We start from the raw sequence: 20,658 nt of genomic DNA, 5'->3' as shown, positions 1-20,658 counted from the left end.
CCTCTCACTCAATAGGTGGGGAAGCGCCGGGAATGACAATGCCGCAACGGTCTTGCGGTGCCCTTGAGAAGTGTTAGCGGCCCGCCAGGGCAGGCCGGCGAACGGCCTCCAGAAATCTTCTGGGATTTCCCTAGAACGCATTCCTAGGGTGACCGCCATGCATATTCTCTTTCTGGCCGGGGGAAGCCCGGCGACGATTTTCGGCCTGGCGCCGCTCGCCACGGCCGCGCGGAACGCGGGACACCAGGTGTTCCTCGCCTCCACCGAGGAGATGATGCCGGTGGCCGCCGGCGCCGGGCTGCCGGGCGTCCCCGTCACCACGCGCTCGATCCGTGACTTCATGACGACCGGACGTTCCGGCGAGGCCCTTCAGTGGCCGCAGGACCCGCAGGAGCACATCCGCTTCATCGGCCGCGGCTTCGGCCGGATGGCCGCCGGCAGCCTGCCCGCGCTGATCGAGCTGGGCCGCGCCTGGAAGGCCGACCTCGTGGTCGGCGGCATGCTCTGCTTCGCCGCGCCGCTGGCCGCGAAGGCCCTCGGCGTCCCCTATGTGCGGCAGGCCTGGGACACCGGCGAGCCGCCCGAGGTGGACGGCGCCGCGGCGAGCGTCATGGGGCCCGAGCTGGCCGCGCTGGGCCTGGACGGGCTGCCGGAACACGACCTGTACATCGACATCTGCCCGCCCAGCCTGCGCCCCCGGGGTGCCCTCGACGCGCAGCCGATGCGGTACGTACCCGGCAACGGACAGCGCGCCCTGGAGCCGTGGATGTACGTCCCCGGGGAGCGCCGGCGGATTCTGGTGACCGCCGGCAGCCGGGTCAGCCGCCATCAGTACTTCGACTATGTGCGTGAACTGGCCCGCAAGGTCGGCGCGTTGGCCACGGAACTGCTTATCGCCGTGCCCGACGAGGTCGCGGGCGAGCTGACCGAGGGGCTGCACCATGTGCGGGCCGGCTGGATGCCGCTGGACGTGGTCGCGCCCACCTGCGATCTGGTCGTGCACCACGCGGGCGGTGGCACGGCCCTGACGGCGATGAACGCGGGCGTACCGCAGTTGCTCATCCCCAACATGCCCAAGCTGGTGCCGCCCTCGCGCCGCCTCGTCGACTTCGGGGCCGCGCTGATGGTGCCGGACGGCGAGGACTCGCAGGACGCCGTGGTCGCCGCCTGCGAGAAGATCCTCGGCGACCCCTCCTATCGGGAACGCTCGCAGGCGCTCGCCGCGGAGATCGCCGGCATGCCGCTGCCCGCTCAGGTCGTGGGCGCCCTGGAGGACCTCGCCGGCTGACCGCACGGACCACGGACACGGCCGCGGGGTGGCACCGGGTTCACGGTGCCGCCCCGCGGCCTCGCGTGCGCGGGGACGGTCCGCCCGGCCCTCACCACGAGGGGCGGGCGAAGGAGCCGGCGGCCGCCCTCTCCCGGCTCGGGGTGAGCCCGTCCACGAGGTCGGTGTCGAGCCGGGGGTCGCCCGTGAGGATGGCCTCGTGCAGCAGCCGGACGCGCAGGCACGGTTCGATGCCGAGTTCCTCGTCGAGGATCCGCCGCAGCCGGTGGAACGCCTCCAGGGCCTCCACCTGCCGGCTGGACCGGTACAGGGCCAGCATGTACTGGGCGGTGAGGTTCTCGTTCAGTGGATGCCGTGCGGACAACGCGCCGAGTTCGCTGAGGAGTTGGTGATGCAGGCCGAGTCGCAGCTCGGCCTCGAAGCACTGTTCCATCATGCCGAGCCGCATCTCGGTGAGGCTGTTCACCCGCTCGCGCAGATGTGGCCCCGGTGTCACGTCGGCCAGGACCTCACCTCGCCACAGGGACAGCGCGGCGCGGAAGATCCGTGACACGGCCCGGTCGTCACCGGCCCGCTGTGCCACCCGGCCCTCCTGGAGCAGGCGGTTGAAGCAGGTGAGGTCGAGGGCGTCGGGTTCGGTGACGATGCGATAGCTGCGCGAGCCCGTGACCAGTTTCTTCCGGGCGGACTTCAATGAGCAGATCGAGGGTGAACGGGCGAGGGAGCGACGGATCTGCAGGATGTAGGTCTGCAGGGTCGGCAAGGCGCTCGGCGGTGGACTGTTCTCCCACAATTCCTGACTGCATATCTCGGTGGACACCGGAAGATTTGCGTGAAGCAGTAACAGCGCCAGCAGATGCCGCTGCTTGGGCGCCGTCGGAAGATACTCGATCCCATCGTCCATGGCGGAGATCGGCCCCAGGACACGAAATTCCATTGATTCCCCTGAACGATATGGGGCAGTTCGGATCCTGCCGCGTGAGGCCCCCACTTTCTGGCACGGATCGACCGGGATGCAACGGAACCGGGGATATTCTGTCAGGTGGCCGAGGACGCCGGACACAATGCGTTGTCGGCCCCGCTGTGCAATCAGGAGATCAACTGACGTGCCTTCCCGAGGAGTTCGATCTGCTGCTCCCAGGAACCGCCGACGGGGCAGACCACGACGTGTTCGGCGCCCGCGGACGCGTATGCCGTGATGCGCTCGGCGATCAGTTCGGGCGGCCCGGACACCGCGACCGCGTCGGCGAGTTCACGCGGGAACCCGAACTGTCCGTGCAGCACGTCCACCAGCGCGTCGTGCGAGAGTCCGCCCATGTGCCCGTCGAGCGCGGCGAACACGGTGACCGTGACACGCGACACCGACCGCCCGGCCTCGGCACTCAACTCCCGTAAAACCGCCCGCCCTTCGGCGACGTGTTCGGGGGTGATCGCGGCCGGCAGCCAGCCGTCGCCGAGTGTCGCGGCACGGCGCAGGGCGGCCGGTGACCCGCCGCCGATCCACACCGGTGGGACGGGCACCGCGGGGGCCAGGGCCACCGTGGTGCGGGGCAGGTCAAAAAGCTCCGTCGCCCGGCCTGCCAGCAGCGAGGGCAGCGCGCGCAGCGCCGCGTCGGTGCGCCGGGCCCGCTCGGCGACCGGTACCCCGGCGGCCTGCCATTCCTCGGCCGGTACGCCGCCCAGGCCGACGCCCAGGTGCAGCCGGCCCGGTGCCAGGGCGTGCAGTGAACCGATCTGCTTGGCGGTCCAGGACAGTCTGCGCAGGGCCAACTGCAATACGCCGAAGCCCACTTCGAGCCTGCTGGTGGCGGCGGCAGCCGCGGCCAGCGCCACGGTGCTCTCCAGGAACGGGGCACCGGTGGCCAGATGGTCGCTGGCCCACAGGGAGTCGAGGCCGGTCTGTTCCGCGCGCAGTGCCACCTCCTGCGGGGTGGGCAGCGAGCCGTCGGGCGCGCTGAGGGACGAGTACGAGATGCCTGTCTTGACCATGAGTTCTCCTTCGGCGGACGATCGGGACGGCGGTCACTGCGCGGCCGGGGCCGGCTCCCCCATGCTCACGACGGCGCAGCGGTGGTGATCGATGTCGACTAGCCCCTTGGTCCGGCCGAAGATCTGCTGGAACTCCGCGAGCGCCGCGCACCGTTCGAAGGACTCCTGGTCGTCCCAGAGCGCGAGCGAGAAGTAGACGTCGGGCTCGTGCAGCGACCGCACCAGCTGATGGCGGATCAGCCCCGGCTGCCGCTCCATGAAGGCGCCGCCCCGGGCGTAGATCTCCTCGTACAGCTCGGTCGAACCGGTCACGGTGATCCGGTTGGCTATGACGTACATGCGGGCTCCCAGGGGTGTGCGGGTGGCGGGCCGGACCTGACGGTGAGCGGGGGGACGGCCGGAGCCGGCGACGGGGGAATGGCTCCGGCTCCGGCCGTCGGTCTCAGGCGGGCTGGTTCTCGGACTCGGACGTGCGCTTCGGGGCCGGGCCCGCGGCACGGGGCGCGGTGGAGCCGGCGAGCATCGCCACCACCAGGACGGCGCCGACGGCGCAGACACCCGCCACCCACCACAGGACGATGTGCCAGGCGCTGGTGAAGTGGTCGGCGAGCACGGCGTGTTCGGGGCCGTCGGGCAGATTGCCCGCGGAGATCTCCTTGGCCAGGTGCGCCGAACCGACCCGGCTCTGGATCAGGCTGACCAGCAGGGACCCGAAGATAGCCAGGACGAGGGCCTCGGCGCCGCCGCGGATCGTGTTGAGGAACCCGGCCGCCATGCCCGCCCGCTCCGGTTCGACCTGGCTCATGGCCTGGCCGTCGGTGATACCGAACGAGATGCCCATGCCGATGCCGATCACGACCAGCGGCCCGACGAGCCGGCCCGCGCCGATCCCGGGCTCCAGGACGGTCAGCCATGCGCTGCCCGCCGCGATGAACAGCAGGGCGAGCATCATCAGGATGCGCGGCGGGAAGCCGTGGGTGATCAGCCAGCCGCCGATCTGCGGGGCGACCAGCACCGGCACCGTCATCAGCAGCATGGTCACACCGGCGCTGGTCGCCGAGGCGTCGCTCGCGCCCTGGAAGTAGGTCGGCAGATAGGTCAGCGTGCCGACGAATCCGATCGAGGTGATCAGTGTGCCGACGCACCACCCGGTGTAGCGGCGGTTCTTGATCAGGGTCAGGTCGAGGACCGGGTGGGCGCTGCGGCGCTCGACGATCGAGAACACGATGAGCAGCGCCACGCCGAGAACGAGGCTGACCACGATCAGCGGATGCCCCCAGCCGCTCTCCGGCCCCTGCACCAGGCCGATCATCACCAGGGCCAGTCCGAGCACGAAGGAGATCACTCCGGGGACGTCGACGCGCGGTCGTTCCCCGGCCCGCGACTCGCCGACCTTGACCGTGCCCAGCAGCACGAAGACCAGCACCACCACGTAGAACAGGAAGCTGGCGCGCCAGCCGAGGCTGCCCACCAGCCAGCCGGACAGCGTCGGACCGAAGGCGATGCCGATGCCGACCACGGTGCCCATGGCGGCGAAGGCGCGGGTGCGCGCCGCCCCGTCGAACGTGGTCGCGAGGATCGCACCGGAACTGGCCAGGACGCCCGCGGCGCCGACGCCCGCGACGGCGCGTGCCAGGTCGAGCACCGCGATGTGCGGTGCGAGCGCGCTGATCAGCGAGCCCACGGCGAACAGCCCGCCGCCCAGCACAAAGATCCGGCGCCGTCCGAACAGGTCGGACAGCGAGCCCGCGACGAGCGTGATCGCCGCGAAGAGCAGGTTGTAGATGTTCACCACCCACATCAGGGGGGCGCCCGAGGTCTCCAGGTCCTTGCCGATGTCCGGCAGCGCCACGGCCGCCCCGGAGATGGACATGGGAACGACGAGGACGCCGAGCAGCACAACGACGAGCGTCATGGCCGGACTCGACTGTGGTGGAGATGACTTCGTTCCGGCTGTGCTCATCGTTTTCCCTTCCCGGATGTGACGCGGACAGCTCCGAACGTAGAAGGTCAAGTTCGGTTGAGGTCCAGTGCGGCTCGCGCACTTCGTCAGGTCGGGTAAGGGGCCCAGATTCCCGTCAGGAAGTCTCTAGGGCGGTGGGCGAGCCTGGTCCCGACGGCCGGGGCTTGCCCCCGCCGGCCGCCCCACGACGGTCTCCCAAGGAGAGTGCGATGGTGTTCACGGACCTGGCGGACTTCCACCGTTGGCTTGCGAAACGTCACGAAGCGAACGAGTACCGGGTGACCCCGGCGCCGCTGAACCGGCTCGACGGCTGGGCCGCGGACCCGGTCACCGGCGATCTCCACCACACCAGCGGCCGCTTCTTCACGGTGCACGGGCTGGACGTGACCGGTTCGGGCCGCGAGGTCGGGCACTGGCAGCAGCCGATCATCAACCAGCCGGAACACGGTGTCCTCGGCATCCTGGTCAAGGAGTTCGACGGCGTGCCGCACTGTCTGCTCCAGGCCAAGATGGAGCCGGGCAACATCAACACCCTCCAGCTCTCCCCGACCGTGCAGGCGACCCGGAGCAACTACACCCGCGTCCACCGCGGGCGCGCGGTGCCCTACCTGGAGCTGTTCATCGCGCGGGGACACGGCCGCCCGCTGGCCGACGCGCTGCAGAGCGAACAGGGCTCGTGGTTCCTGGCCAAGCGCAACCGCAACATCGTCCTGCTGATCGACGACGACATCCCGGTCCTGGACGACTTCTGCTGGCTCTCCCTGGACCAGATCGGCGAGCTGCTGAAGGTGCACGACCTGGTCAACATGGACACCCGTACCGTTCTGTCGCACGTTCCGGACGCGCTGCTGCCCGCGGGCGGGCGTTTTCGCGGCGCCCCCGCCCACCCCCAGGCGGACCTGCTCAACTGGCTGACCCACCACAAGACCATGGACCGTACGACGCGCCGCACCGTCCCGCTCGCCAAGACCGAGGGCTGGCGGATGACCGACGAGGAACTGCGGCACGAGCACGACCGCTACTTCCGTGTCGTCGGCGTCGACGTACGGGCCCAGAACCGTGAGGTCGCCCACTGGTCCCAGCCGATGCTCGCGCCCTGCGGCGAGGGCGTCGTCGCCTTCGTCGTCCGCCGGATCGACGGTGTCCCGCACGTCCTCGTCCAGGCCAGGGCCGAGGCCGGCACCCCGGACGGCGTGGAGATCGCCCCGACCGTGCAGTGCAGCCCGGGCAACTACGCGCATCTCACCGACGGTGTGCGCCCCCGCTACCTCGATACCGTGCTGTCCGCGCACCCCGACCGCGTGCTGTTCGACGTGGTGCACTCCGAGGAGGGCGGCCGCTTCTACCACGCCCGCAACCGCTACCGGGCCGTCGAGGTCCCCGACGACTTCCCCGTCGACGTCCCGGACGGCTTCCACTGGGCGACCTGCGGCCAGCTGGCCCGGCTCAACCAGTACGGGGGGCTGCTCAACGTGGAGACACGCAATCTGCTGACCTGCATGGGGTTCATCGCATGAGACCGCAGCGGCCCGTACGCGTGGGGGTCATGGGCTGCGCCGAGTTCGCGCTGCGCCGCATGCTGCCCGCCATGGCCGACAGCCCGGACATCGAACTGGCCGCCGTCGCCAGCCGCCGCCCGGCGGCGGCCCGTGAGGTCGCCGCGCGTTTCGGCGGCAGCCCCGTGCCGGGCTATGAGCGGCTGCTGGACTTCCCGGGCCTGGACGCCGTCTACATCCCGCTGCCGAACGCGCTGCACGCCGAGTGGGTGCTGCGCGCCCTGGACGCGGGGCACCACGTCCTGGCGGAGAAGCCCCTCACCACCCGCGCCGGCCTCACCCTGGAGGCCGTGCGGCGGGCCGAGGGACGCGGGCTCGCCCTCGTGGAGAACTTCCTGTTCGTGCACCATCCGCAGCACGAGCGGGTCCGCCGACTGCTCCAGGACGAGATCGGCGAACTCCGGCAGATGTCCGCCGCGTTCGCGATCCCGCCGCGCCCCGCCGACGACATCCGCCACCGGCCGGACCTGGGCGGCGGCGCGCTGCTCGACGTCGGCGTCTATCCGCTCAGGGCCGCGCAGCACTTTCTCGGCACCGGTCTCACCGTCGTCGGAGCCGTCCTGCGGCAGGGCTCCACCGGCGTCGACGTAGAGGGCTCAGTGCTGCTGCGCCGCGCCGACGGGGTGTGCGCCCAGCTGTCCTTCGGTATGGAGCACGCCTACACGTCCCGCTATGAACTGTGGGGCGCTAGGGGACGTATCACCGTGAACCGGGCCTTCACTCCGCCGGCGGACCACCGGCCCGATGTGAGCGTGGAGCGGGACGGCGTCGTCCGCGGCGTCGGACTCCCGGCGGCCGATCAGTGCGCGGCGGCCGTCGCCGCGTTCGCCGCGGCGGTCCGCGACCCGGAGTCCTGCCGTGCGGCGGCACAGCACTCCGCGGACCTCGCCCGCCTGACCGACGACGTCCGTGCGGCCGCCGCCCGAGCCGCCCGGCAGATCACGGCAGCCGGCGCGCCCCCGGGCCCTGGCGGCTGAGCACATCGTGCGGATTGGACAGCGCACAGTGTTCCAGCGACAGACAGCCGCAGCCGATGCACTCCGTCAACCGCTGCTGCAATCCCCGCAACTGACGGATACGGGCGTCCAGTTCCGGCTGCCACGAGCGGGCCAGTCTGGCCCAGTCCTCGCGGGTGGGCGGGCGGCCTTCCGGCAGTTCGGCGAACGCCTCCCGGATCGCGGCCAGCGAGATCCCCACCGCCTGCGCGGTCCTGATGACGGCGACCCGGCGCAGCGTGTCCCGGCGGTAGCGCCGCTGGTTGCCGCCCGTACGACGGCTGTGGATCAGCCCCTCGCGCTCGTAGAAACGCAGTGCCGAAGGGCGCACGCCGCTACGTGCCGACAGCTCCCCTACGGTGAGTTCCTTGGCCGGCGGACGGGACGGTTCTCGGTCCATCCGCACACGCTATGAGGCTTGGGCCGTCCTCCCGATCGACGCGCACGAACTGTGTCATGTCACCGGGGCACCGGACGTTCCCCCAGGTCACCGCTGCTCCCCGGTGACCTGGACAACGAGGGGAGCACCTAAGTGTGTGGTCGGCGGCCCTCCCGCCGAAGGGCCCCGGCACCGACGGTGGAGACACACATCTCGTGGTGACCGTGCCCCTGTGAGCGGGAGAAGAAGCATCGTGATCGCATCCGCCGGACCCGAACTGTCCTCCCGGCTCTTCGCGTCCCTGCGCCGCCGTGACCAGCGCACCAAGGCGGAGCTCTATCTCACGGGGCTGCTCGCCACCGAGGGCCGCAAATCGGTGCGCAACATCTCCGCGTCGCTCAGCGGCGCGGGCGACGGTTCGACGGAACAGAGCCTGCACCACTTCATCACCAGCTCGACCTGGGACTGGGCGCCCGTGCGCGCGGCCCTCGCCGAGGCGCTCACCGAACGCGCCCCGCGGCATGTGTGGACGGTGCGGGCCCTGCCGATTCCCAAGGCGGGCACCCACTCGGTCGGTGTGGACCGGCTCTATGTGCCCGGCCTGGGCCAGTCCGTCCACGGCCAGTTGGCGTTCGGCCTGTGGTGCGCCGCCGAGCAGTTGGCCGCCCCCGTGGACTGGCGGCTGCACCTGCCGGACAGCTGGCTGAGCGAGGCCCGGCGCCGCGCCCGCGCCGAGATACCCGCGTCCGCCGCGCCGGAGGACCTGGACGAGTGCGCCGTCTCCCTGGCCATCGGCGGCACGGGCCGCACCACGGGACGCCCGGTGGCGCTGGATCACATAACGGCCCGGCCCGGCGCCGTCGCCGACGCGTTCACCCGGGCCGGTGTGCCCTTCCTCGCCCGGATCACCGCACGGACCCCGCTCGCCGTCGCGGACCCCGCGCTGCCGGGCGCAGGCGCCGGCCCGCTGCCCGCCGGGCAGATCCTGCAAGCGCTGCGCGGACTGCGCCGCCCGGTGACCTGGCCCGACCCCGGCCGCACCCCGGTGCGCCGCACCTCCCTGGTGGCCGCCGTCCCGGTCCGCGCGGGCCGCGCCGCCGCCGGGCACCGGCTGCTGCTGCTCGGCGAGTGGACCGATCCGCGGCGCCCGCCCGCGGCCCTGTGGCTGACCTGGGTGCGCGGCGCCTCCGCGGGCACACTGCTGCGCCTGACCAAGTACGCGGCGCGGGTCCGCGTCGACGGCGAGCCGCTCGGCGACCGCGTCGGCCTGCGCGACTTCGAGGGCCGCTCCTTCCCGGGCTGGCACCGGCACATGACCCTCGCCTCCGTGGCCCACACCCTGTCGGCGGCCCCCGTAGCGGACACCGCCTACGAGTTGCCGCTGTCCGCCTGACGCCGGGCCGTGCGCGGCAGCCGGCCGAGCAGCGTGTTGCGGGTCCGGTGCAGCCGCAGCGCCAGCTGGATCTCCAGGGTGCGCCCCGGCTCCTGCCAGTTCTCGCCGAGCAGTTCGGTGATGCGGTCGAGGCGGCGGGCGACCGTGTTCGGGTGGATGTGCAGCACGCGGGCCGCCCGCCGCGGGCTCGCCCCGGCCGCGAAGTACACCTCCAGCGTGCGGGCGAACTCCGTGTAGCGCTGTGCGTCGTGGGCCAGCACCGGTCCGAGCACCGACTCCACATACGACGGAACGCTCAGCACATCCGTCAACAACACGCCCAGGAAGCCCAGTTGTTCCGGTGTGGCGACGCTGCCCTGGCTGCCGAGTTCGGTCAGCGCGGTCAGACAGCGCTGGGCGTCGGCGTGCAGCCCCGCCGCCTCCAGCAGGCCCGTCCGCGGTCCCGCCGCCCCCACCGTCACCGGCACACCCAGCAGCGGCGACAGCTCCTTGTGCGCGGCCTGCGCGGCGGCCGCCGCGTCGCCGCCGGGCAGCAGCAACGACAGACAGTCGCCCCGCACGCTCTTGAGTCCCTGCTTGCGATGCGCGTACGACGTCGCCCACGCGGTCGCCCGCCGCAGCGAACCGCCCTCCGGACGTGCCACGACCACGACGTACGGCGTCTCGGGTGCGATCCCCAGCCGGCTCGCCTGCTCCCCGAGTTGCCGCCACGCAAGGCCCGTGGAGTCCGGTGCAAGCAGCGCCTCGAACAGGGCGTCGCGGGTGCGTCCCTCGGCCGTCGCCCGGTTCCGGTCGCGCAGCAGGGACAGCGCGATGGTCCTGACCACCAGCCGCAGCGAGCGCGGACCCCGCTGCCCGGTGAACGGCGTGTCCGGCAGGAACAGCACCGTGCCCAGCGGATCGCCGCCGCCGGTGAGCGGTGCCACCCACGCCCCGTCGTCCAGCGGCACCGGTTCGCCCGCCGCCATCGCGTCGAGACTGCGCTGGGTGAGCAGCTCGTCCTCGTACTCGGGCAGTCGGCCGTGCGCGGCGAGCAGTTCGCCGCCCAGCTCGCGCACCGCCAGCGCCCCGCCCAGCGCGGTCGCCGCCACCTCGGTGATCGTCTCCAGCGGGCTGCCGTCGTCCACCAGGGTCAGCAGATGGTCGTACGCCGCCTCCATCCGGCGGTGCGCGCCGACGATGGCCCATGCCTGGGCGCCGTCGCGCTCCAGCTCCGCCTTCTGCGCGCCGAGCGATTCGATCAGCCGTGCCGTGCCGATCGTGGTCGCGGTCAGGGAGGCGAGCGTGGACAGCGAGCTGATCTCCTGGGCGGTGAACCAGCGCACCTCGCGATGCGCGGCGTACAGGGCTCCCGACACCCCGCCGGAGGACCGGAACGGCACCGCCACCATCCCGCGCAGGCCCTCCGCGCGTACCACCTGGTCGATCTCCTGCGAGTGCTCGATGGAGGAGTCGGCCAGATAGTCGGAGGTGGAGAACGGTGCCCCCTTGTCCAGGGCGGCGCGCCCGATCCCGAACGGGGCGGTGACCCGCAGCCCTATGTTCAGCGCCGTCACGTCGCCCTCCGACGCCACGACCGTGATCGACCCGTCGGCCTGCTCGTACAGACCCAGATAGGCGAGGTCGACCCGGAGTAATCGGCGGGCCCGCTGCGCCGCGGTGCGCAGCGTGCCCTGCACGCTCTCGGCCATCACCTCGGCCAGATCACGGGAGGTGTCCACGAGCGAGACCAGCCTCGCCTCCCTGTCCTGGGCCTGCGTGAACCGGTCCAGGACGGACGAGCCGAGCACCACCGCCTGCTCCAGTTCCTGCATCTGACGCGGGCTCGCGCCGAGCGTCCTGGCGTCGGGGAGCAGTTCGTCCAGCCGATGTGCGGCTCCTTGCTCGGCGAGTGCGGTCAGAACGTCCAGCACCGTGGGAAGCCGACGGGGCGCAGGGGACATGGTCCTTCCTCTCCAAGGGGGTGGGCCGTGACGCCCAGTGGTGACGCGAGCACTACAAGGGACCGTCAACCTTGTCATGGCACCACCTGTTGCGTGGTCATGACCTTGCACACAATGGCAGGCGCGATGGATCGCGGTGCGCACAAGGCGGGGGCTAGGCGCCCGCGAACCCAGGGGAGGGGACCGATGAAGGGCGTCCGCAGTTACGAACGCTCGCTCGCCCGGAGCAAGGCCGCACGCAGCCACAAGGACCGGCCCGAGGTCTTCACGCTGCACGGCCGGCGATGGGACCTGCTGGACGATGTGTTCGCCCCACCCTTTTCCCCGTCGACCGGTGTGGCCATGGACCTCCTCGGCCTCACCGGGTCCGGCCGGCCGCCCTGTGGCTCCTTCCTGGAGATCGGCTGCGGCACCGGCGTCATCGCCGTATCGGCGGCCCTCGCCGGCTGCGACCGTGTCGTAGCCGCCGACATCAACCCGCACGCGGTCCGCAACACCGAAATGAACGCGGCGCGCCACGGTGTCGCCGGACGGGTGCGGACCCTGCGGAGCGACCTCTTCGCGGGCCTTCCCGAAGCGGACCGCTTCGACACCGTGTACTGGCACTCCAACTTCGTGCTGGCCCCGCCCGGCTACCGGCACCGCGACATCCACGAACGGGCCTATGTGGACCCGGGCTACGAAGCGCACCTGCGCTATCTGCGACAGGCCCCGCGGCGCCTGACCGAAGGCGGCCGGGTGCTCCTGCACTTCTCCAGCCGCGGTGACCTCGCGCGGCTGCGCCGCAGCGTCGCCGACGACGGCGGGGACCTGCGCCCGATCGCCTCGGCGACCGTGCGGGAGGGCACGGAGGACATCGAGTACACGCTGCTTGAACTGATCACCGCGGCAGGCTGACCGGCCGCGGCCCACTGACCACCGGAGCGGACGTGCGCACGCTGATCGTCGACAACTATGACTCCTTCACCTTCAACCTCGCCCATTACGTGGCCCAGGTGACGGGGGTCGAACCGACCGTGATCCGCAACGACGACCCCACCTGGCACCCCGGGGTGCTCGACTCGTACGACAACGTCATCCTCTCCCCCGGACCGGGCACCCCCGTGCGCGCCGGCGACGTCGGCATCTGCCGCGAGGTCATCGAGCACGGCACCCTGCCGATGCTGGGCGTCTGCCTCGGCCACCAGGCCCTGGCCCTGTGGCACGGGGCCACCGTCGGCCGGGCCGCGGAACCACGGCACGGCCGGCTCTCGCCCGTCCTGCACGACGGCACGGACCTGTTCGCCGGCCTTCCCGACGGGTTCCAGGCGGTGCGCTACCACTCGCTCGCCGCCACGGACCTGCCCGAGGAGTTGGCGGCCACCGCGCGCACCCCGGACGGCGTGCTCATGGCACTGCGGCACCGCCACCGCCCGCTGTGGGGCGTGCAGTTCCATCCGGAGTCCATATCCACCGAGTACGGGCACGAGATACTCGCCAACTTCGCCCGGCTGACCCGCGAGCACCGGGCCCGCCACGGCCTTCCCGTCCGGCCGGCCGCCGCGCGCCGGGCCCCGCATCCGCCCCGGCCGGGCCGCCCGGCGTCCGCGGCGGCGCCGCGGCGCCGGCTCAGGGTGCTCACCCGGCGGCTGCCGACCCGCTGGGACAGCGAGACCGTCTACGGGCACCTCTTCAGCACCAGCGGCCATGCGTTCTGGCTCGACAGCAGCCGCAGGGACGGCGCCACCGGCCGGTTCACGATGATGGGCGACGCGGCCGGGCCGCTGGCCCGCGTCGCGACCGCCGACGTGTGGCACGGCACCATCACGGTCACCACCGCCACGGGCACCCGCACCGAACGCGGCGCCTTCCTGGACTGGCTCGACGCCGACCTGCGCTCGATGGACACCCAGGTCCCCCCGCTGCCCTGTGACTTCGCACTCGGCTGGGTCGGTGTGCTCGGCTACGAACTCAAGGCCGAGTGCGGCGGCGCGCGCGCCCATCGCTCCCCCGAACCCGACGCGGCGATGATCTTCGCCGACCGGGCGATCGTCTTCGACCATCTGAGGGGCACCACCCATCTGCTGGCCCTCGCCGAGGACGACGAGACGCCGGCCCTCGCCTGGCTCGGCGCCACGGCCGCCCGTCTGAAACGCCTCGCCACCGAGGAGCCGCCCCCGCTCGGCGAGGACCACGGCACCGCCCAGCTGACCGACCTCCGCCTCCGGCACGACCGGGAGACCTACCTCGGGCTGATCGACCGCTGCCAGGAGGAGATCAGGGCGGGCGAGACCTACGAGGTCTGTCTGACGAACATGATCACGGCGACCGGCGACCTCGACTGCTGGCAGGCCTACCGGCGACTGCGCCGCACCAGCCCCGCCCCGTTCGCCGCCCTGCTCACCTTCGGGCCCGGCCTCCGTGTGCTGAGCACATCACCGGAACGGTTCCTGCGCGTGTCCGCCGAGGGCGTCGCCGAGTCGAAGCCCATCAAGGGGACCCGGCCGCGCGGCGCCACCGCCGCCGAGGACGCGGCGCTCGTCGCGGACCTGCGCGGCAGCGAGAAGGACCGGTCCGAGAACCTCATGATCGTCGATCTGGTCCGCAACGACCTGGGCCGTACCGCCCGCACCGGCTCGGTCACGGCCGACGAACTGTTCCACGTCGAGAGCTACGCCACGGTCCATCAACTGGTGAGCACCATCCGGGCGCGGCTGCGCGCCGACGCGAGCGTCGTGGACTGCGTACGGGCCGCCTTCCCCGGCGGTTCGATGACGGGCGCCCCGAAACTGCGCACGATGGGGATCATCGACCGGCTCGAAGGAGGACCGCGCGGCATCTACTCGGGCGGACTCGGTTACCTCTCGCTGTCCGGAGCGGTCGACCTGAGCATCGTCATCCGCACGCTCGTCGTCACCCCGGGCCAGGTCCGCTACGGCGTCGGCGGCGCGATCGTCGCCCTGTCGGACCCGCAGGACGAGTTCGAGGAGACCGTGGTCAAGGCACGGCCCCTGCTCGCCCTCTTGGAGGAGGGCTTCCCGGGACGCACCCCGGAGGCGGTCGGCTGAACCACACCCGCGCCGGCCAGGGCCGGCCCCACAGCTGACCCGGCACTCGCCTTCGCCGGGCGGCCCGGACGTGGGGCGTCGGACACTGCCTTGACACCGTGACCCCCTCCCACGAAGACGCCTACCCCACACACAGCCGACTTCACCAGATCCGCCTGCTAGGACTCTGGTGTACCGCCGGCCCATCTTGAGTGCGAGCGCTATGGCATTCACCTACATGGTTGCGTGAGCGGGAGACGACTACCGTCGCCACTGCACGTGCCAGGTCCATTGGCGTTCGTCCTCACCTTGCCGCGAGGAGACCATGGCCTACACCGGTTCCCTTCCCACACCGGAGTTCTCCCGGAATCAGGAGTTCATGCACGACTACCTCCTCTTCGTCGGCCGCACGTGTCCGCACCGGACCGCAGTCGTCGAGAGAGGACCGGACGGCGGTCTGCGGTCCCTGTCCTATCGGGAGTTGGAGGACCTGGCACGCGTTTGGGCGGATGAGCTGTCGGCCCTCGGGGTGCGAGTCGGAGATCGGATCGTGCTTGAGACGGACAGCAGTTCATCGGCTCTGGCCATGTTGTTGGCCTGTTCCATGCTGGGTGGGACTTTCATTCCGCTCAGTCCGCAGAGCCCGCCGGTTCGGCGGTCGACCATAGTGGCACTGACCGATCCGGTCCTGTATCTGTCCTGCCAGGACAGCGACAACAGCACGAGGGAGTCGGTCGGCGGTCCCACCTCGGAAAGGCTCGTTGCAGCCCCGCCCCACATCGGCCTCGGCCGGTTCGGTCCGCACGGTTTGACCATCGACCGGCCGCCCACCGTACATCACGGTCATCGGCGAGCACCTGTCGCCACCGACCCCGCGTACATCGTCTTCACCTCGGGCTCCACCGGTGCCCCCAAGGGCGTCGTCATGAGCCATCGCGGGTACATCGCCTTCTGCCAGGGGATGCTGCGCTACGGCCTGGCCACCGCGCAGGACCGGGTAGCCAGCACTTCTCCGTTCCAGTTCGACTTCTCTCTGCTGGATATCGGGCTCGCCCTCGGCACCGGTGCGACACTCGTGCCTGTCCCGCGGAGCCTGCTCGCATGGCCGCGCCGGTTCGCTCGCTTTCTGCGTGAGGCTGCGGTCACCCAGGTCAACGGCGTGCCCTCGATCTGGCGGCCGTTGCTGCGGCACGAGCCAGAACGACTGTCGGAACTCGGCGCCGTGCGCGGCGTTCTGTTCTCCGGCGAGCGCTTCCCGTTGCCCGATCTGCGGGTGTTGCGCGGGGCGCTGCCCGGAGTGCGGATCGTCAACTGTTTCGGTAGCACCGAGTCGGTCGCCTGCTGCTTCACCGACGTATCTGATCCGCTTCCCCGGACCGAGGCGGAGCTGCCCATCGGCCGACCGCACCCCGGCGCGGAGATCCTGCTCGTCGACAGCGAGGGGCGCCCGGTGGAATCCCCCGGCGAGGTGGGCGAGATTCATCTGCGCAGTCCCGCGTTGTTCACCGGCTACTGGGGCGACGCCGAAGGCACGCGGCGAGCGCTCGTGCCCGACCCGGTCGTTCCCGAGAGTGGCCAGACCGTCTACAAGTCAGGCGATCTCGCTTCCTGGGGAAAGGACGGCAATCTGTACTTCCACGGCCGCTCGGACTCCATGGTGAAGGTCCGGGGAAACAGGGTGGAGTTGGGGGCAGTGGAGCGGCGACTGTGTGAGTTCCCCGCTGCTGAGAGTGCCGCAGTAGTGGCAGCGCCGAGTTCAGGGAACGCAAGCGATCCGGTGCTGACCGCGTTCGTGGTGCCCGTCCCCGAGGGGGCGCCCTGCGAGCCCGGGCAACTGCGTGCCTTCTGCCGGCTCGAACTACCCGATTACATGATCCCCGAGGAGTTCCACCTCATCGATCGCCTCCCGACCAACCCCAACGGCAAGGTCGACAGGACCGCGCTGCTGGCGCTGACCGCAAAGGAGTCACGGTCATGACGGGGCTGGGCCTCACCGGTGCTCGTGGGGTGTCTCCCAATCTGGCGCTGGACGAGCTGGTGAGAGAGCGGCGGCGAGCCGGGGTGTCCGTGGTGCACCTCGGGTTCGGCGAGTCCCGCCTGCCGGTGTTCCCGCCCTTGGCGGAGCGCCTGACAGCGGGGGCGACACGCAACGCGTACGGGCCCGTTCAGGGAGATCTCGCAGTGCGGAGTGCGGTGGCAGGCTACTTCACGCGGCGACGCATCCCTACCGAGCCGGACCAGGTGGTACTGGCCCCTGGCAGCAAGCCGCTGCTGGCGGCGGTGCAGATGTGTGTGCGCGGCGACACGCTGCTTCCGCTGCCGTGCTGGAACACATATCCGCCGCAGGCCATGTTGGCGGGCAAGTCGGTGCTGCCCGTTCCGATCCCGGACGACTGCGGTGGTGTTCCGAAGCCTTCCGCACTGGCCCGGACGATTCGCACCGCGCGGGCCGACGGCCGCGATCCGCGCATCCTGGTCCTGGCACTGCCGGACAACCCCACCGGGACACTGGCGCCGCCCGCCGTGGTCCGGGAGCTGTGCGAACTCGCGCGCGCGGAGGACCTGTTGATCGTCTCCGACGAGATCTACCGCGACCTGCTGCACGACCCCGAGCAGCCCGTGCTGAGTCCGGCCGAGGCCGCCCCGGAACGCACGGTGGTGACCACGGGGCTGAGTAAGAACCTGGCTCTGGGAGGCTGGCGCATCGGAGCCGCCCGTTTCCCTTCGAACGCCTTGGGTGCCGGATTGCGGGACGCGGTGACCTCCTTCGCGAGCGAGGTCTGGTCCACGCTGGCCGGGCCGATGCAGGAGGTGGCGGCGTACGCCTTCGGGGAGCCTGCCGAGTTGCGTGCGTATCTGGCGCGGGCCGCCCGGCTGCACGGTGCGCTCGCCCGCGCGGTACACCGCATCGTGACCAGTGCCGGAGCGGACTGCCGCCCGCCAACCGCCGGCTTCTACGTCTATCCGGACTTCGAGCCGCGCCGAGACGCCTTGTTTCGGCGGGGGGTCACGGACTCCGCGTCGCTGCAGCACCGACTGCTCGCGGCCCACAAAATCGCCGTGCTGGGCGGCCATCACCATGGCGACGATCCGGGCGGCCTCCGGTTCCGAGCCGCCACCAGCATGCTGTACGGCGACACCGCCGAGGAGCAGCTCGCGGCCCTGGACAGCGCCGATCCGCTGGCTCTCCCCCACACGGCTCGACTGCTCGACGCGCTGCGGGAAGGCTTCGCCGAACTCTGCGAATGACCGATCCGCTTTCTGGCCGCGCCAACGGCAGGGCAGGCCCCAACCATCCGATGGAAGGATGACCGCACGGTGGCCCCGAACGATGCCGCGATTCCGCGGCCCATGGACAGCCCACCCCCTCGATTCCGCCCTTTTACCGCGAGACACCTCGACGTCCTGACGGCGCGTGCGGGACTGTCGGCTGAGCAGCGGCTGGCCGTGCGTGCCGTGGCGGAGGTCCTCCCGTTCCGTACCAACAGCCATGTGGTGGAAGAGCTGATCGACTGGTCCGCGGCTCCCGACGACCCTCTCTATCGTCTGGTCTTCCCGCAGCAGGACATGCTCCCCGCCTCTGATGTAGCCCGGATCACGGAGCTGCTGCGCCGCGACGCCCCGCGCCGGCAGGTCCAGACGGTCGCCCATCAGATACGGATGCGGCTGAACCCGCACCCGGCGGGACAGGTGGAGCTGAATCGTCCGACGCTGGACGGCAGGCCACTCAACGGAATGCAGCACAAGTACCCCGAGACCTTGCTGTACTTTCCACGCCAGGCCCAGACCTGCCACGCCTACTGCAGTTACTGCTTCCGCTGGGCTCAGTTCGTCGGCGAGACGGAGCTGAAGATCGCCGACGACGGCGACGTGTCTCTTCTTGTCTCCTACCTGCGCGCGCATCCGGAGATCACCAACGTGCTCTTCACCGGCGGTGACGCGATGGTGCTCAGTGCTGCTGTGCTGCGCCGGTACGTGGAGCCGCTCCTCGCGCTGGAGCAGATCGAGTCCGTCCGGCTGGGCACCAAGGCCCTGGCCTTCTGGCCGTGGAAGTTCCTGTCCGATCCAGGAGCAGAGGATCTGCTGCGCCTTTTCGAGCAGGTCGTCGCTGCAGGCAAGAACCTGTCGTTGATGGCCCACTTCTCCCATCCGCGCGAACTGGAACCGCCGGTGGTCCAGGAGTCGGTCGCTCGGATCCGCGGCACCGGAGCGGTGATCCGTACCCAGGCGCCGCTGATCCGCTCCGTCAACGACGACGCGGGGATGTGGGCCTCGTTGTGGCGGCGACAGGTGCGGCTGGGCATGGTGCCCTACTACATGTTCGTCGAACGTGACACCGGCCCCGTGGACTACTTCGCGGTGCCATTGGCGCGCGCGTACGAGATCTTCCGTGCCGCCTATGCCGATGTCTCCGGACTCGCCCGCACGGTTCGCGGGCCTTCGATGTCGGCGACGCCCGGCAAGGTCTGTGTGGACGGGGTCGTCGAGTTGTCCGGCCGCAAGCTTTTCGCCCTGCACATGATCCAGGCCCGCGATCCCGGGCTCGTCGGTCGGCCCTTCTACGCCGAGTACGATCCGGCAGCCGTCTGGCTCAGTGATCTCAAGCCCGCCTTCGACGACCGGTTCCCCTTCGACGAGCCTGCGGAGGGGCTGCTGTGACCGACGAGTTGCTGAGCGGACGGGCAGGCTTGCTGGACTGCTTCCAGGCCAACCTCGGGGTGCTGGCCGACCGGCTGCACGGGGACGGAGCCCATCTGCGGCTGGGCGCCGTACTGCGGTTGCGACCGCGTCCCGGGCCCGACGGCCTCCCCACAGTCGAGCAGTCGATCGACGAGGTACTGGCGGACGCCGCCGACCTTCTCGGTCTGACCGTGGCGGCGAAGTGGCCAGGGACGGGTGGTGCCTTCGTGCGCTCACTGCGCGATTGCGCCTGGGTGATCGCCGATGCGTACCACTTGCCCTGGGTTCCCTACCACCGTCATCGGCATGTCGCGCACAGTTTCCTGGTCGAGCCTGCGGCCGACGGCATTGTCGTGACCGATGCCTATGACAACGACACCCCGTGGGGCGCTGCCCGTCCACAGCAATGCCGGCTGCGCCGGGACGAGCTGGCCGCGGTCCTCGATGCCGATCCAGACGCGACCCATGCTTTCCGGTTCTCATCCGTCGACCTCGTACCGGTCGCCGAGGAGACCGCGGCAATCCCAGGAACTTTGATCGACGGCTACCTGCGCGCCTTCGCCGAGCACCCGGACCGGGCACTGGCGCTCGACCGATTCACCATGGAGACCTGGCTGCTCGCACGCTCACGGCGACTGCGGGCGGCGTACCTGGGCGATCGTGCCGGCGGCATCCCCCAGCAGGTGCGGGAGCACTTGGCCCGGTGGGACGGTCTGGCGGAGCAGGCCTACCTGGCCTCGCGACGGGTCGCGCGCGGCCGTCCGGAGCCTCCAGGACTACTGCTCAGGGCAACGGAGACGCTTCGGGGCGACGCGCTGCTGCTGTCCGCAGAGAACTGGGAGTTCGGCAAGCGCCCCCTGGTCGCGGCGGAGGAAACCACCATCAGCGTGGAGCGGACCGTTCGGGAGGTGCTCGGCGTTCACGGTCCTCTGGATGCTGACGCCGACCTCCGGACGATGCCCGAGTTCAACTCGCTGCGCATGCTGGAGATCGTCGACCGGCTGGAGGAGAACTTCGCGATCGAGTTCGGAGCCGGTGAACTCGTCCCCGAGAAGCTGCGCCGCGTCCGCGACCTGGCGGTGCTGGTCCGCAAAACGATCGACGGGGATGCCGGATGAATCCGGCCTCGACACCGATGGAGAAGGGTTGCTCAGCGATGGACGAGCGTTTCACCGGAATACTCCGGCCGTTTCTTCCGTATCTGGCGGACCGGCCGCTCACCGAGGACACGCCGCTGCGTGAATCCGGGCTGACCTCCATGCAGTCGATCGAGCTGCTGCTCGCTCTGGAGGACGAACTGGACGTTGAACTGCCCGACGAGCTACTCGTCGAGGAGACGTTCAGCACCGCCGGTTCCTTATGGTCAGTGGTTGCTTCGCTGCGGGGCGGCGCCGATGTCTGACCGGTCTCACCGCCCGACGAGCGCGCCCGGAAGGTTCGCCCAAC

At 70.7% G+C, this 20,658-nt stretch carries 17 protein-coding genes; 11 read left to right on the top strand and 6 right to left on the bottom strand.

The genetic code is table 11. The features are described from left to right. The first annotated feature begins 157 nt into the window (after window positions 1–157). Complete coding sequence (locus tag ABT245_RS24425) at window positions 158–1,288, top strand: nucleotide disphospho-sugar-binding domain-containing protein (protein ID WP_351736926.1); 1,131 nt, start codon at window positions 158–160, stop codon at window positions 1,286–1,288. Between the two features lie 91 nt (window positions 1,289–1,379). Here the strand turns inward: ABT245_RS24425 and ABT245_RS24420 are convergent, their stop codons facing one another. The 4 genes from ABT245_RS24420 to ABT245_RS24405 form a co-directional block, all read right to left on the bottom strand. Next, complete coding sequence (locus tag ABT245_RS24420; protein ID WP_351736924.1) at window positions 1,380–2,192, bottom strand: AfsR/SARP family transcriptional regulator; 813 nt, start codon at window positions 2,190–2,192, stop codon at window positions 1,380–1,382. Window positions 2,193–2,377: 185 nt separating this feature from the next. Next, complete coding sequence (locus ABT245_RS24415) at window positions 2,378–3,277, bottom strand: LLM class flavin-dependent oxidoreductase (RefSeq protein WP_351736922.1); 900 nt, start codon at window positions 3,275–3,277, stop codon at window positions 2,378–2,380. Between the two features lie 33 nt (window positions 3,278–3,310). After that, on the bottom strand, window positions 3,311–3,616 hold the full coding sequence (locus ABT245_RS24410; protein ID WP_351736920.1) for an antibiotic biosynthesis monooxygenase family protein: 306 nt from the start codon (window positions 3,614–3,616) through the stop codon (window positions 3,311–3,313). A 103-nt stretch (window positions 3,617–3,719) separates the two neighbouring features. Beyond that, the gene (locus tag ABT245_RS24405; protein WP_351736918.1) at window positions 3,720–5,192 is read right to left on the bottom strand and encodes an MFS transporter; all 1,473 of its coding nucleotides are present in this window, start codon (window positions 5,190–5,192) and stop codon (window positions 3,720–3,722) included. Window positions 5,193–5,449: 257 nt separating this feature from the next. Here ABT245_RS24405 and ABT245_RS24400 point away from each other — a divergent pair, with 257 nt between their 5' ends. Both ABT245_RS24400 and ABT245_RS24395 read left to right on the top strand, forming a co-directional pair. Beyond that, on the top strand, window positions 5,450–6,757 hold the full coding sequence (locus ABT245_RS24400) for an NDP-hexose 2,3-dehydratase family protein (protein ID WP_351736916.1): 1,308 nt from the start codon (window positions 5,450–5,452) through the stop codon (window positions 6,755–6,757). After that, window positions 6,754–7,773, top strand: a complete 1,020-nt coding sequence (locus ABT245_RS24395; RefSeq protein ID WP_351736914.1) for a Gfo/Idh/MocA family protein — start codon at window positions 6,754–6,756, stop codon at window positions 7,771–7,773. Before ABT245_RS24400 ends, ABT245_RS24395 begins: the two co-directional genes overlap by 4 nt. On the opposite strand, the gene soxR is transcribed toward ABT245_RS24395, so the two are convergent. Beyond that, on the bottom strand, window positions 7,736–8,191 hold the full coding sequence (gene soxR, locus ABT245_RS24390; protein ID WP_351736912.1) for a redox-sensitive transcriptional activator SoxR: 456 nt from the start codon (window positions 8,189–8,191) through the stop codon (window positions 7,736–7,738). The genes ABT245_RS24395 and soxR overlap by 38 nt on opposite strands. Before the next feature lie 232 nt (window positions 8,192–8,423). On the opposite strand from soxR, the gene ABT245_RS24385 reads away from it, so the two are divergent. Continuing rightward, window positions 8,424–9,563: an IS701 family transposase gene (locus tag ABT245_RS24385; RefSeq protein ID WP_351736910.1), complete on the top strand. Its 1,140-nt coding sequence runs from the start codon at window positions 8,424–8,426 to the stop codon at window positions 9,561–9,563. Here the strand turns inward: ABT245_RS24385 and ABT245_RS24380 are convergent. Then, window positions 9,539–11,506, bottom strand: coding sequence for a helix-turn-helix domain-containing protein (locus tag ABT245_RS24380; RefSeq protein WP_351736908.1), 1,968 nt, complete (start codon window positions 11,504–11,506; stop codon window positions 9,539–9,541). The two genes, ABT245_RS24385 and ABT245_RS24380, sit on opposite strands and share 25 nt — an antisense overlap. A 186-nt stretch (window positions 11,507–11,692) precedes the next feature. On the opposite strand from ABT245_RS24380, the gene ABT245_RS24375 reads away from it, so the two are divergent. The 7 genes from ABT245_RS24375 (at window position 11,693) to ABT245_RS24345 (ending at window position 20,614) form a co-directional block, all read left to right on the top strand. Further along, on the top strand, window positions 11,693–12,403 hold the full coding sequence (locus tag ABT245_RS24375) for a methyltransferase domain-containing protein (protein ID WP_351736906.1): 711 nt from the start codon (window positions 11,693–11,695) through the stop codon (window positions 12,401–12,403). 32 nt (window positions 12,404–12,435) lie between these two features. Next, window positions 12,436–14,553 carry an aminodeoxychorismate synthase component I gene (pabB, locus tag ABT245_RS24370; RefSeq protein ID WP_351736904.1) on the top strand — a complete coding sequence of 706 codons (2,118 nt, stop codon included), beginning with the start codon at window positions 12,436–12,438 and terminating at the stop codon, window positions 14,551–14,553. 304 nt (window positions 14,554–14,857) lie between these two features. After that, a complete protein-coding gene (locus ABT245_RS24365) occupies window positions 14,858–16,510 on the top strand; it encodes an AMP-binding protein (protein ID WP_351736902.1) in 1,653 nt (550 codons plus the stop codon). Then, window positions 16,507–17,781 carry a pyridoxal phosphate-dependent aminotransferase gene (locus ABT245_RS24360; RefSeq protein ID WP_351736900.1) on the top strand — a complete coding sequence of 425 codons (1,275 nt, stop codon included), beginning with the start codon at window positions 16,507–16,509 and terminating at the stop codon, window positions 17,779–17,781. The genes ABT245_RS24365 and ABT245_RS24360 overlap by 4 nt, the downstream gene beginning before the upstream one ends. Before the next feature lie 69 nt (window positions 17,782–17,850). Further along, on the top strand, window positions 17,851–19,191 hold the full coding sequence (locus tag ABT245_RS24355; RefSeq protein WP_351736898.1) for a KamA family radical SAM protein: 1,341 nt from the start codon (window positions 17,851–17,853) through the stop codon (window positions 19,189–19,191). Beyond that, the gene (locus ABT245_RS24350; protein WP_351736896.1) at window positions 19,188–20,330 is read left to right on the top strand and encodes an acyl carrier protein; all 1,143 of its coding nucleotides are present in this window, start codon (window positions 19,188–19,190) and stop codon (window positions 20,328–20,330) included. Before ABT245_RS24355 ends, ABT245_RS24350 begins: the two co-directional genes overlap by 4 nt. A 38-nt stretch (window positions 20,331–20,368) precedes the next feature. Continuing rightward, window positions 20,369–20,614 (top strand): phosphopantetheine-binding protein, encoded by a 246-nt coding sequence (locus ABT245_RS24345; RefSeq protein WP_351736894.1) that lies wholly within the window; start codon window positions 20,369–20,371, stop codon window positions 20,612–20,614. Window positions 20,615–20,658 lie beyond the last annotated feature (44 nt).

It is taken from the genome of Streptomyces sp. NPDC001508 (assembly GCF_040298665.1).
GTDB lineage: Bacteria > Actinomycetota > Actinomycetes > Streptomycetales > Streptomycetaceae > Streptomyces.
This window is presented reverse-complemented; position numbering and strand designations above follow the sequence as displayed.

Excerpts from the sequence above, each read along its gene's own strand:
- ABT245_RS24410 (WP_351736920.1), bottom strand. The coding sequence starts at position 3,616 with ATGTACGTCATAGCCAACCGGATCACCGTGACCGGTTCGACCGAGCTG.
- ABT245_RS24415 (WP_351736922.1), bottom strand. The coding sequence starts at position 3,277 with ATGGTCAAGACAGGCATCTCGTACTCGTCCCTCAGCGCGCCCGACGGC.
- ABT245_RS24420 (WP_351736924.1), bottom strand. The coding sequence starts at position 2,192 with ATGGACGATGGGATCGAGTATCTTCCGACGGCGCCCAAGCAGCGGCAT.
- ABT245_RS24360 (WP_351736900.1), top strand. The coding sequence starts at position 16,507 with ATGACGGGGCTGGGCCTCACCGGTGCTCGTGGGGTGTCTCCCAATCTG.
- ABT245_RS24380 (WP_351736908.1), bottom strand. The coding sequence starts at position 11,506 with ATGTCCCCTGCGCCCCGTCGGCTTCCCACGGTGCTGGACGTTCTGACC.
- ABT245_RS24345 (WP_351736894.1), top strand. The coding sequence starts at position 20,369 with ATGGACGAGCGTTTCACCGGAATACTCCGGCCGTTTCTTCCGTATCTG.
- ABT245_RS24425 (WP_351736926.1), top strand. The coding sequence starts at position 158 with ATGCATATTCTCTTTCTGGCCGGGGGAAGCCCGGCGACGATTTTCGGC.
- ABT245_RS24395 (WP_351736914.1), top strand. The coding sequence starts at position 6,754 with ATGAGACCGCAGCGGCCCGTACGCGTGGGGGTCATGGGCTGCGCCGAG.
- ABT245_RS24365 (WP_351736902.1), top strand. The coding sequence starts at position 14,858 with ATGGCCTACACCGGTTCCCTTCCCACACCGGAGTTCTCCCGGAATCAG.
- ABT245_RS24375 (WP_351736906.1), top strand. The coding sequence starts at position 11,693 with ATGAAGGGCGTCCGCAGTTACGAACGCTCGCTCGCCCGGAGCAAGGCC.
- soxR (WP_351736912.1), bottom strand. The coding sequence starts at position 8,191 with ATGGACCGAGAACCGTCCCGTCCGCCGGCCAAGGAACTCACCGTAGGG.
- ABT245_RS24400 (WP_351736916.1), top strand. The coding sequence starts at position 5,450 with ATGGTGTTCACGGACCTGGCGGACTTCCACCGTTGGCTTGCGAAACGT.
- ABT245_RS24405 (WP_351736918.1), bottom strand. The coding sequence starts at position 5,192 with ATGACGCTCGTCGTTGTGCTGCTCGGCGTCCTCGTCGTTCCCATGTCC.